Here is a 10923-nt window from a genome sequence, read left to right on the forward strand (position 1 = left end):
AGAGACCTGGAGGCGGCGCGAAAGAGCCTGGAGGCGACCGAGACGGCGTCGCTCGCGGACCGCTATCTGCACGAGCTCTCCGGCGGCGAGAAGCAGCGCGTGATGATCGCACGCGCGCTGGCGCAGGAGCCGGAGATTCTTTTACTGGACGAGCCGGCGGCGTTTCTCGATCTCAAACACCAGGTCCGGGTTTTCGACCTGTTGCGGCGGCTTAACCGCGAGCGCGGCTTGACCATCGTCGCCGCGCTTCACGACCTCAACCTGGCGGCGCTTTTCTTCCCGCGACTGGCGATGCTCTCAGGCGGGAAGATTTTTCGCGATGGTCCGGCGCGGGAGGTTCTCAGTGAGAAAAACATAGAAGAAGTGTACGGCGTCCAGGTTCGGGTCGAAATGGACGCCTCGCGGGAACGGCCGCAAGTCTTCTTACGCATTTAGAAATCGAGCTTGCAAAAAGATGGCGTTGAAGTTAAAGAGCACGTAGAAAGAAGCGCTCAGACGGAGGGCACTATGGAAGCGGCGGTTCGAGCACGCGGCGAGGAATGGATTTTCGCGGGACTCACGTTGCTCGGTCTCTTCGCGTTCTACGTCGTGGCGCTCGACCAGGGATTTCTCTTCTCTTTGGTTCAGGGCCCCGCCGCCTTCGATGTCAATCTGATCCACGAAGCCGTTCATGACGCGCGCCACGCCGCCGGCTTCCCCTGCCATTAGAGTCGTTTCGAGTTCCGGGTTCCGAGTCAACGCGCGATGCCTCTCAAGGATCTGCTTCGGTCGGCGATCATCGCCGGCTTGATGGCCGGGACGCTTTCCGCCGGCTTTCATTGGATTTTCACCGAGCCGGTTATCGATCGCGCCGTCGAACTGGAAGAGCGCGCGCATTCATCATCGCCGCGGCACGAGGCGGCGGTCGGCCGTCCAGCTCAGAAATTCGGGCTCTTCCTCGGCTTTTTTCTCTACGGCGGCGCTTCGGGGCTCTTCGTCGGTCTCCTCGTCTATGCGGCAAGGCCGTGGTTCGCCGGGATGAGCTACGCGCAACAGGGGTTTTTGTTCGCCGCGCTGCTCGGGTGGTCGGCGGGTATTTTTCCTTTGCTGAAATATCCCGCCAACCCGCCGGGAGTCGGTGAGGCGGAAACGATCGGTTATCGACAGGAAATTTTTCTTGCCTGTGCAGCGCTGTCTTTTTTGGGGGTAGTTTTGGCGATCGCGATTAAGCGCTGGACCGGTCCGGGCGCTTTCCCTTGGATCATCGTTGTGAATTTCTACGCGATGTATTTGATGTTGCTCCTCGTGGCTCTGCCGCCCAATCCCGATCCGGTCAAAGCGCCTGCGGAACTGGTCGATACCTTCCGCGGCCTGTCGCTATACGGACAGGCCCTGCTGTGGGGAGCCATGGCCTCTATCTTCTGGTGGCTCTGCAGAACGCGTGATTAACTTGACTTGGTCGGTAGCCGAAGAGTTGCTAAGACTGCAAGCTCCTGGGCCTGAGACATCCAGCGATCTTTCTCCAACGCCCAGTTTGCAATATTTGCATGACGTGGTGGAGGCTCATCCGACTCTACCTGCAAGCCGACGCTTCGTACGTGAGTTACCAATACATCGGCGCGTGCCAAAATGGTTCTTTTCACATCCGGTGTCACGTAAATATCTCCTAGTTGCCATACCTTTTTTTCGCTGAGACCGGATATTCGGAATACCGAGGTCTTGCGGTCACCTCGTGCCGGATGAAATGCTCGGGGTTTGACACGCCCGCTGGAAGCGGCGAAATGACCCTCTTGGTGTAGGTACCGAGTGGCGACTTCGTCAGCCGTTGGCTCCGTTGGTAGGCTGTGCGGTAACGTTTTGAATCCAATCCGCAATACCCGGCGGTAGAGCCTCGCGAAGATGTTCCGTACCATGGATTTTCCTGTGACCGTGCAAACCGGCGAACGTCAGCGTCCCGTCTCTACCGACACTGACGGTGAAGATTTGCCGTGGGCCGCGATCCCACTCAAATAAAATCTCGCCATCCGTATCGACTGAAATATCAGGAACCGGGAGACCATCGGGCAAGATCTGCAAGAACTGATTTGCGTACGCGTGGGTACTGGGCACGACCCGTGCAGAACCCATTCCATCCCAATCGTCCCCTTGGGCTGCAATGTACGCGGCGTCAAGCGCCTCCTGAGCCGCGCGCTTGGGTTCCCCCAGAGCCACACTACCGCGAAACTCAGCCACCGTGATGGTCAACTTGCGTAACGCCCGGGCTTCGGCGCTGAGTCCCCGGTCGACCCATGGGAGAGTGGCAAAGGCGCCTATCGGTGCGGCATCGGCAATACTCATTCGAATTGCCTCAAGGTTTCGTCCGTCAAGCTATTAAAGAAAATCAAATTCTTGAACGCTCTAAGCTGGTTAAAGGTCCGCTCGATCGCTGGATCTTCAGGAGAGAATTCTGCCTCTTTATAGGCGTCAATGTCAAGAATGACAGTGAACTTTTGCGCGTCAGTGGTCGGTTGCAAGGCTTGCGTAACATGCGCTGCGATAGCATCCTCTGGATTGTGAATAGTGACTCTTGTGAGAAAGCTGCTGACGTATTGAGGCAATTCAGGGGGAGCGAGCGGGGCGACTCTCAGGTAATTCTCGAATTTCTCCGCTCCGAGAGGAAGTGGAACGTGATTAATGTAGCGCACAGCAAGTCGAGTAACGGCTAGAGGCTTGGCGACATCTAAATAGAGGCGCCACAATTCCATCGCCCGTGGAAAAATGTCCTCCCAGCTCGTATAAGGCCGTAGTCGATTAAAGGTAAAACCGTCCACGCGAAATTGCCCTATGAGTTTTTCGTCTTCGCTCTTAAACAAATATCCCTGAAGACCAAGGTCCTGAACGAGGGGCGCCTGTCCTTCTCCCTTGAGGACTTTGATCATTGCTTGCATGCCACGGAGTTCTTCTGTTTTTGGTAGCCGCGTTGACAGTCGGTTTTTAACATTCCCAAAATCTTCTGCGTTTAGGTCCGGCCGTGCTTTAATCCGAAAATCTATTATCGCCTCTGTTATAGGGGCGTTTCGCAAGTGTCTAGGAGCGGGCATCTTATTCCTGTCAAATCATGGAAGAATTGTTGCGCTACGTAATCCGATTATCCCACCTGTGTCAACCACTCGTTAGAAGATCCGGAGCAATATCGCTCACCAACGAAGCCCTTGCCAATAGTCAAAAATAGAAGTCGTTTAGGCCGGTGTCACGAGCGGTTCGCCTTCCTGGTGCCCAGGGCGTCCTGGGCGATGATCATTTTCTGGATGTTCGAGGAGCCCTCGACGATTTGATACGACTTGGCGTCGCGGAGATAGCGCTCCACCGGGAATTCCGTCGAGTAGCCGTAGGCGCCGAGAATGCGGAGCGCGGCGTCGGCGGCGAACGCCGCGGCCTCGGCCGCGGTGTATTTCGCGATCGATACTTCGAGGTTGTTCGGCCGCTTTTGATCGGCGAGCCACGCGGCGCGGTAGACGAGCAGGCGCGCGGCTTCTTCGTGGACGATCATCTGCGCGATCAGATCCTGATTCATCTGGAATTGGCCGATCTTCTGGCCGAATTGCTCGCGCTGATTGCAGTAAGCGACCGCCGCCTCGCGCGCCGCCCGCGCCACGCCCAGCGCGCCGCCGGCGCAGTTGAGCCGCGTCTGGTTCAATTGCCACATGCAGACTTTAAATCCGTCGCCTTCTTTGCCGATGAGATTTTCCGGCGGCAGACGGAAGTTTTCGAACGTCAGCTCGCCGATCGGCGAGGCATGGGCTCCCATGGTTTTAAGCGCGCGGCGGCTGACGCCGGGCTGGTTGAGGTCGGCGATGAAGGCCGACATGCCGCGATGCTTTTGCGCCCTGTCGGTGTAAGCGTAGACGAGAGCGCTGTCCGCCACCGGGGCGTTGGAGATCCAGATCTTCGTGCCGTTGAGAAGATAGGAGCCGTCCTTCCGCGTCGCGGTTGTCCGCATCGCGGCGACGTCCGATCCCGCGTCCGGCTCGGTGATGGCGAAGCAGCCGATTTTTTCGCCGCGGACGAGCGGCGGTATCCAGCGTTTCTTTTGTTCTTCGCTGCCGAACTGGACCAGCGTCAGCGCAGGTCCGACCTGCATGTTGATGTAAACCCGTAGCGCGCTATGGGCGCGGGCGATTTCCTCGGTGATCAGCGACAGCGCGAGAAAACCGAGGCCGCTGCCGCCGTAGCTCTCGGGAATCACCGCGCCGTAGAAACCCAGGTCGCCCATTTTAACCGCCAGGTCCTTGCGAAATCTCTGTTGCTTGTCGTCTTCGGCCGCGCCGGGCGCGATCTCTTTCTCGGCGAAATCGCGGGCCAGATCGCGCACCGCTTTTAATTCGTCCGACAACTCAAAATCCATAGTTCCCCTCCTCAGGAATCGTAAAACGTAAGGGGTTAGGGGTTAGGCGTGAGAAAATCGAAATCCCCTTACCCCTCACGCTTTACGCCTGACGAATTCAGCAGGCTGCGCGCGATCACCAACTTCTGAATCTCGGAGGTTCCTTCGTAAATTCTCAGTGAACGCACGTCGTTGTAAAGCCGGGCTACCGGCGTGTCCGCCACGACGCCGATGCCGCCGTGGATCTGCAGCGCCTGATCGACGATTCTCTGCGCCGCCTCGGTGGCGAAGAGCTTTGCCATCGACGCGCCTTTTTTGACATCCGCCTCGCCGCGATCGTGCGCCCAGGCGGCTTGATAGACGAGCAGGCGCGCGGCTTCCAGCTCGGTGGCCATGTCGGCGAGCTTGAACTGAATGCCCTGGAATTGTCCTAGCTTCTGTCCGAACTGCTGCCGTTTTTGGCTGTAACGCAACGCTTCGTCCAGGGCCCGGCGCGCCAGGCCGACGGCCGCCGCGCCGACGGTGCAGCGCAGCGTGTCGAGCGTGGCGAAGGCGATTTTGATTCCGTCTCCTTCGCGGCCCAGAAGATTCGATTCCGGCACCACGCAGTTTTCCAAGGCGATAACGCCGATGGGATGAGGCGATAACAACCGGAGTTTTTCCTTGATCGTGAAACCGCGGCTGTCGCCGTCGACGATAAAGGCGCTGAGACCCTTTCCTCTGTTTTCCGGATCGGTCGAAGCGAACACGACATAGCTGTGAGCGATGCCGGCGTTGGAGACAAAGGATTTGACGCCGCTCAGAGAATATTCGCGGCCGCGCTTCACCGCCCGCGTGCTGATGGAGGCGACATCCGAGCCGGCCTCCGGCTCGGTCAATGCGAAGGCGGCGATTATCTCGCCGCGCGCCATAGGAGGGAGACGGCGGGATTTCTGCTCGTCGGTTCCCGCGAGCGTGATCGGATAGCTCCCGAGCGCCTGAACGGCGAACATCGTATCCGCCAAGGCGGAGGCGTAAGCCAGCTCTTCTCTAAGGAGACAGACGTCACGCACCTGGATTTTGTCGCGCGCGCCGCCGAAGCTCTTCGGCACTGCGTACCCGAGCCATCCCGCGCGGCCGAGTTCTTCGACGATCCGCCGCGAGGCCTTTTCTACGTCTGGGTCTTCGCCGCGTTCATGCGAGAAAATTTTCTCGGCCCACGAGCGCGCCCGCTCCTGCAACGGCAGGTGTTCGCTGTCGAAGTACGGAAGCATCGCCTGTCTCGCTAAGAACGGTTGAACGTCGGCGCTCTTTTCTCCACGATAGCCCGATAGCCTTCGCGAAAATCCGCCGTCTCCATGCAGATGGCCTGTGCCCGCGCTTCCATTTCCAAGGCCGCGTCGAGATCCATCTGCATTTCCCGATTGAGCAGTTGCTTGGTTAGGCCTAAAGCATAGAGCGGGCTCTCTTTGAGGCGCTCTGCCAGAGCGTAAGCTTCTTTCATCAAATCCTCATGGCGCACCACTCGGTTCGCCAAGCCGATGCGCCACGCTTCCTGCGCGTCGATGGCATCTCCCAGAAACAAAAGCTCGGTGGCGCGTCCCTGTCCGACGATTCTCGGCAGCAGATGAAGTGCGCCCATGTCGGCGCCGGAGAGCCCCACCCGGACGAATAAAAAGGCAAATCTCGCGTGAACCGACGCGATTCTGAAATCACTCGCCAACGCCAGCATGGCGCCGGCGCCGGCGGCCATGCCGTTGACTGCGGCGATGATCGGTTTCTTCAAGTTACGCATGTTCTTCACGACGTCGCAGCTCGCGCGCGTGAAACGGTAAAGCGAGTCGCCTTTCATATTGACCAGTTTTGCGATGATGTCGTGCACGCTGCCGCCTGAGCAGAAACCTTTACCCTCTCCGGTCAGCACCAGGACCTTGACCGCGTCGTCGTCAGCCGACTCTCGCGTCAACCGTTCGAGCTCTTCGTAAGTCTTGAAGGTGAGCGCATTGAGCTTACCAGGATCGTTCAGCCGCACCGTCGCGATGCCGTCTTTGATTTCGTAGATGAAATTTTCGTAAGCCATACGATACGACTCCTCTGTTGTGATGGAGTACGGGTCCAATACTCCATGACTCCAATGCTTTCACGTATTCGCCGTTCACATTAGGACCTCTGTTGATCGGCGTCAACCTTCCTGCTGTTGCGACCCCTATGGGCACTCTCTATAATCAACTCATGCTTTATCGAGGCTCTCATCTCTTTCTCACTGTTCTGATTGCCGGCTGCTCGTACCTTCCGTCTTCACAGAAGGCGCCGGTGGCGCATACGATCCAGGAAGATGAAGACACGAAAATCAGCCGGCAGTTCCGCCGCGAGGCCAAGAAGCAGCTAAAATTGCTGAACCACCCGGAAATCGAGGGCTACGTGGACCAGGTCGGGCGAAGGCTTCTGTCGGTGATGGGGCCGCAGTCTTTCGAATACCGCTTTTTTGTCGTGGAAGATTCGCAGTTGAATGCTTTCTCGGTGCCGGGCGGATCGATTTATTTTTACACCGGACTGCTTGAGCGAGCGAAGAACACGGCCGAGGTGGCCGCCGTCATGGGCCATGAAATCATTCACGCGAAAGACCGCCATCTGGCGCGCCTTTCCGGGGGACCGGACCCCGTAAGCATCTTGGGGATGCTGGGAATGATCCTTGCCCGCGGCGGAGCGGCCGGTCAAGCCGCCGGAGCCATCAGCCAGGGCATTGCGGCGAGCCGCCAATTTGCTTTCAGCCGCCAATTGGAAATGGAAGCCGACACTCTCGGCGTAAAGTACATGGCGCAGGCGGGGTACGATCCCAAGGGAGCCCTGGGCTTCATGAAAACCCTCGACCAACAAAGAGCCATTAGCCAGTCCGATATCCCGCCTTATCTCATGACCCATCCCATGACGCAGGAACGCGTTGCCAACATGGAGTTGCTTATTCGCTCGGTGAGGGTTGAGCGCCCCAGCTCGGACGGACCGGACCCGCTCAAAAAAGTCCAGGTCATGCTGCGGTTGGAGCGGCACGACGAGGCGGCGGTCATAAACGAATACGAAAGGATCGCCGGCCAAAGCCCCGATAATGCCGAGGCGAGGCATTTTATCGCATTAGCGCAGCAGTCTCAGGGAAAACTGGCCGAATCACGCGCGAATTTTGAGAAGGCGAGGGCGCTCGATCAGCGCCGGCCGGGAATCGATCGGGACCTCGGGAGGCTTTACGGCCAGATGGGTGAGTTCCAGCTCGCTCACGAAGCGCTCGATCGCGCGCTGAGCGCTCAGCCGCGTGAAGCTTTGAATCATTTCTACTTGGGCGAATTGTTCGAACGCGAAGGCAACCTGCGCGACGCGGCGAGGGCGTATCTCGATGCGACCAATCTGGCTCCGCTGTCGCCCGTTGCGTTCAACCGTTTGGGCCTGGCTTACGGCAGAATGAACCGCCCGGGCGAGGGCTATTACTATCTGGCCCGCTCGATGCTACTTCAAGACGAGGATGCCAGAGCTATCGCGGATTTCGAGCGGGCGATAAAGATTCTTGGCCCCAACTCGCCGCGCGGCCAGATGATAAAAGAAGAGCTGCATCGATTAAAAGCCAGGGGGAGATGATTTATTCCGCCGCAGAGGCGGAAAGCGAGTAGAGCTTGCCCCTGGAGGATGAGGGTCTGGCCAGCTTCTGCTCCCGCTTCAACAGAAATCCTCGCGTGTAGTCGGGATCGAAACCCAACAACCCGCAGATATTATCGAAGGAGAAAAGCCACTCCGTGCCTTGATTCTCGATCCATTCCAGGGAATTTTGGTAGAGTTCCCGACCCATGCTGTTACGGGAGCCGCGATATTTCTCAAGACACTCCACGGCGTCTTTAAAAACCGCGATCATCAGTCTCTTTTCGCCCTCGAGCTGGCGGGATAGACCCCGGTTGCCATAGAATTGGGAAGGCAGGCAGGTATCCGGTTCCAGGATCCGGGCTAAGAAATCATCGTACATTATACAGCCTTTTGTGCTAAAAAGTCGAAAGAATACATACCTATAGCACAAGCCGTTTAAAATTTCAACGGAATTCTTTGCTCACCGCTCGGAAATGGGCTCGGATACGAAATTCCAGGCAATACAATACGTTAATCAGGCAAAACCGTCCATCAACCCGGCCAGCTTAGCCTTCGCCACATAGTGGTCCCAAACTTTCTGGATGACTGAAGGCTTTCTCCGACCTTTGCCGACCCGGGCTACCTCGTCGTCGGTATAAAATTTGACCGGTCCTAACGTGGAGGCAAGGCAGAGGCGTGCGGCGCTCTCCTCCAAGTCTACACAGGCGGCAAAGGTCCACTCGATCGATTGGCCGACGACGATCGATCCGTGACCGCGGAGGATAGCGGCGTCGCCTTTTCCGACGGTTCGAGCGACCTGGTCGCCCTGTTCGTCGGTGTGGATGAGGGTGGGGTCCTGATAAACCGGGATGGCGCCCGGGCCGAACAAGGCGCCGGGATTGGAAGCGGGAATCAGCGGTCGATCCGCCATGCTCAGCACCACGACCATGCGGTTGTGTAGATGAGCCACGCTTTGGACGTCGTCCCGTGCGCGGTAGGTGCGGATGTGCATCGGCAGTTCTGACGGCGGATTCCATTTGCCGTCGACTCGCTTGCCGTCGCGGTCTACGGTCACGACATCGTCGGGCGTCACTTCGCAGCGGCTGACCGGATGGCCGTGAATCAAAAAACGGTCGGTGCCGGGAATTCTCACGCTGATGTGGCCGCTGTAATCGACCAACTCCGCGACGAACAACATGCGGCAGGCCATCGCCACTTTCTTTTTCAGATCATCCATCTCCGACATGAACTTCTCCTTTGGGTTTTAAAACTTGGCGCCGTCCGCGGCGCGTGCGTTGGACTCTCCTATCACAGAGTTAATTTATTTTACAGTTGATCGCGCCGGCTTGCCTGTCCGGCGGAGAAATGGTTACTTGAAGCAACCTAGAGAGTAGTTTTTATGGCCGGCAACAGCGCCGAAGGCATCCGCTGGGACTTGAGCGATCTTTTCGCCTCGCACGACGACCCGCGGATCGAAGCCACGCTCCGCGAGTGTCGCGCGCGAGCGGAGAGCTTCGGCCTTCGGTTCCGCGGCAAGATCGCTCGAATCACCCCGAAAGAACTCCACGATGGGCTTAGAGAATTGGAAGAGATCGAGGACTCGCTCAGCCGGGTCGCGAGTTATTCCAGCCTGCTCTATTCAGCGGACTCATCGAAGCCTGAATACCAGGACCTGGAGCAGAAGGTCGAGCAGCGGGTGACCGAGGTGAGAAACCTGCTTCTCTTCTTCGAGCTGGAATGGCTCGTGCTGGACGATGAAACGGCGGGACGGTTGATGAGCGAACCGGCGTTGAGAGGCTACGTGCATTTTCTTAAAAGCCTCCGCCGCTTTCGACCCCACAAGCTTTCCGAGCCCGAAGAGAAAATCGTCAACGAGAAAGACAATACCGGCAGAAACGCCTTCGGCCGGCTCTTTTCCGAGATAACGTCCACGTTGGTCTTTCCGTTCGAACGCGACGGTAAAAAGGAAGAGCTCACGCTCAGTGAGATTCTCGCGCTCCTGCACGAGTCGGACCGGGAAGTCAGGCGGAGAGCCATGGACACCCTTTACCAGGAGCTTTCGACACACGGACAAACGCTCACTTTTATCTATGACACGCTTGTCCAGGACCACTTGACGATGGACCGGCTGCGCCGCTATCCGGATCCGATGATCGAACGGCATCTGGTCAACGAGATCGACGGCGAGGCGGTACGCCGGATGATGAACGTGACCGAGGCGAACTACGGCATCGCCCACGACTATTTTCAGCTCAAAGCGCGACTACTCGACCTTCCCCATCTCGCCTTGTACGACCAGTACGCTCCGGTAGGAAAGGAGCTGACGCCTTTCGCATTTGCACAAGCGCGAGAGGTGATTCTGGAGGCGTTCGATGCTTTCAGCCCGGTTTTTCGTCAAACGGCGTCCGAGTTTTTCGCCAAGCGCTGGATCGACGCGGAGATCCGCAAAGGGAAGAGGGGCGGCGCTTTTTGCGCCTCGCCTTCGCCGAAGCTCCATCCCTATATTCTCTGCAATTACACCGATAATTTGCGCGACGTGATGACCGTCGCGCACGAGCTGGGTCACGGCCTACACGGCAGCCTCAGCCGCAAGCAGAGCTATTTCAACTACGATACGCCGCTGACGACGGCCGAGACCGCGTCGGTGTTCGGCGAGATGCTGGTGTTCGATTATCTGGTCGAGCGGCAAACCGACCCTCGAGTCCAGGTTGCTCTCATCGCCGGCAAGCTCGAGGATATGTTCGCCACGGTCTTCCGCCAAAACGTGCTCACGCGCTTCGAAGAAGCCGTTTTCGCCAAGCGCCGCGCTGGGAGGTTGACGCCCGAGGCGGTCGGTGAACTTTGGATGGGATCCAACAAACCGTACTATGGGAACGCAGTCGAGGTGCCCGACGGGTATCGCTGGGCCTGGTCTTACATTCCTCACTTCATCCACAGCCGCTTCTACTGCTATAGCTACGTCTTCGGCCAGCTTTTGGTTCTCGCGCTTTATCGCATGT

12 protein-coding genes are annotated in these 10923 nt (G+C 57.9%); 5 read left to right on the forward strand and 7 right to left on the reverse strand.

The features are described 5' to 3' along the window. The 3 genes from VGL70_17080 to VGL70_17090 form a co-directional block, all read left to right on the forward strand. Positions 1-435, forward strand: a 435-nt coding sequence (locus VGL70_17080) for an ABC transporter ATP-binding protein (protein ID HEY3305239.1), incomplete at its 5' end; no start/stop codon positions are given. Between the two features lie 72 nt (positions 436-507). After that, positions 508-708 carry a CbtB-domain containing protein gene (locus VGL70_17085; GenBank protein ID HEY3305240.1) on the forward strand — a complete coding sequence of 67 codons (201 nt, stop codon included), beginning with the start codon at positions 508-510 and terminating at the stop codon, positions 706-708. A 36-nt stretch (positions 709-744) separates the two neighbouring features. Further along, complete coding sequence (locus tag VGL70_17090; GenBank protein HEY3305241.1) at positions 745-1428, forward strand: CbtA family protein; 684 nt, start codon at positions 745-747, stop codon at positions 1426-1428. A 369-nt stretch (positions 1429-1797) separates the two neighbouring features. Here the strand turns inward: VGL70_17090 and VGL70_17095 are convergent, their stop codons facing one another. The 5 genes from VGL70_17095 to VGL70_17115 form a co-directional block, all read right to left on the reverse strand. Then, the gene (locus VGL70_17095) at positions 1798-2316 is read right to left on the reverse strand and encodes a hypothetical protein (GenBank protein ID HEY3305242.1); all 519 of its coding nucleotides are present in this window, start codon (positions 2314-2316) and stop codon (positions 1798-1800) included. Then, entirely contained in the window at positions 2313-3059 is a 747-nt protein-coding gene (locus VGL70_17100) for a TIGR04255 family protein (protein ID HEY3305243.1), read from the reverse strand. The genes VGL70_17095 and VGL70_17100 overlap by 4 nt, the downstream gene beginning before the upstream one ends. 149 nt (positions 3060-3208) lie before the next feature. Beyond that, positions 3209-4363: a glutaryl-CoA dehydrogenase Acd gene (gene acd, locus VGL70_17105; GenBank protein ID HEY3305244.1), complete on the reverse strand. Its 1155-nt coding sequence runs from the start codon at positions 4361-4363 to the stop codon at positions 3209-3211. Positions 4364-4431: 68 nt separating this feature from the next. Beyond that, positions 4432-5595: an acyl-CoA dehydrogenase family protein gene (locus VGL70_17110; GenBank protein HEY3305245.1), complete on the reverse strand. Its 1164-nt coding sequence runs from the start codon at positions 5593-5595 to the stop codon at positions 4432-4434. 11 nt (positions 5596-5606) lie between these two features. After that, positions 5607-6401 (reverse strand): enoyl-CoA hydratase family protein, encoded by a 795-nt coding sequence (locus VGL70_17115; protein HEY3305246.1) that lies wholly within the window; start codon positions 6399-6401, stop codon positions 5607-5609. 233 nt (positions 6402-6634) lie between these two features. Here VGL70_17115 and VGL70_17120 point away from each other — a divergent pair, with 233 nt between their 5' ends. Next, positions 6635-7945, forward strand: coding sequence for a M48 family metalloprotease (locus VGL70_17120; protein ID HEY3305247.1), 1311 nt, complete (start codon positions 6635-6637; stop codon positions 7943-7945). Between the two features lies 1 nt (position 7946). Here the strand turns inward: VGL70_17120 and VGL70_17125 are convergent, their stop codons facing one another. Together VGL70_17125 and VGL70_17130 are read right to left on the reverse strand one after the other, a co-directional pair. Next, complete coding sequence (locus VGL70_17125; GenBank protein HEY3305248.1) at positions 7947-8324, reverse strand: hypothetical protein; 378 nt, start codon at positions 8322-8324, stop codon at positions 7947-7949. Between the two features lie 135 nt (positions 8325-8459). Continuing rightward, entirely contained in the window at positions 8460-9170 is a 711-nt protein-coding gene (locus VGL70_17130; GenBank protein HEY3305249.1) for a class II aldolase/adducin family protein, read from the reverse strand. 153 nt (positions 9171-9323) lie between these two features. Here VGL70_17130 and VGL70_17135 point away from each other — a divergent pair. Continuing rightward, positions 9324-10923 (forward strand): M3 family oligoendopeptidase (locus VGL70_17135; GenBank protein HEY3305250.1); only part of this gene is annotated, 1600 nt, incomplete at its 3' end.

The sequence above is a fragment of the Candidatus Binatia bacterium genome, from assembly GCA_036504975.1.
GTDB lineage: Bacteria > Desulfobacterota > Binatia > UBA9968 > UBA9968 > JAJPJQ01.

Bases quoted from the DNA above. Each gene is read 5' to 3' on its own strand.
- VGL70_17085 (HEY3305240.1), top strand. From the start codon at position 508: ATGGAAGCGGCGGTTCGAGCACGCGGCGAGGAATGGATTTTCGCGGGA.
- VGL70_17090 (HEY3305241.1), top strand. From the start codon at position 745: ATGCCTCTCAAGGATCTGCTTCGGTCGGCGATCATCGCCGGCTTGATG.
- VGL70_17095 (HEY3305242.1), bottom strand. From the start codon at position 2,316: ATGAGTATTGCCGATGCCGCACCGATAGGCGCCTTTGCCACTCTCCCA.
- VGL70_17100 (HEY3305243.1), bottom strand. From the start codon at position 3,059: ATGCCCGCTCCTAGACACTTGCGAAACGCCCCTATAACAGAGGCGATA.
- acd (HEY3305244.1), bottom strand. From the start codon at position 4,363: ATGGATTTTGAGTTGTCGGACGAATTAAAAGCGGTGCGCGATCTGGCC.
- VGL70_17110 (HEY3305245.1), bottom strand. From the start codon at position 5,595: ATGCTTCCGTACTTCGACAGCGAACACCTGCCGTTGCAGGAGCGGGCG.
- VGL70_17115 (HEY3305246.1), bottom strand. From the start codon at position 6,401: ATGGCTTACGAAAATTTCATCTACGAAATCAAAGACGGCATCGCGACG.
- VGL70_17125 (HEY3305248.1), bottom strand. From the start codon at position 8,324: ATGTACGATGATTTCTTAGCCCGGATCCTGGAACCGGATACCTGCCTG.
- VGL70_17130 (HEY3305249.1), bottom strand. From the start codon at position 9,170: ATGTCGGAGATGGATGATCTGAAAAAGAAAGTGGCGATGGCCTGCCGC.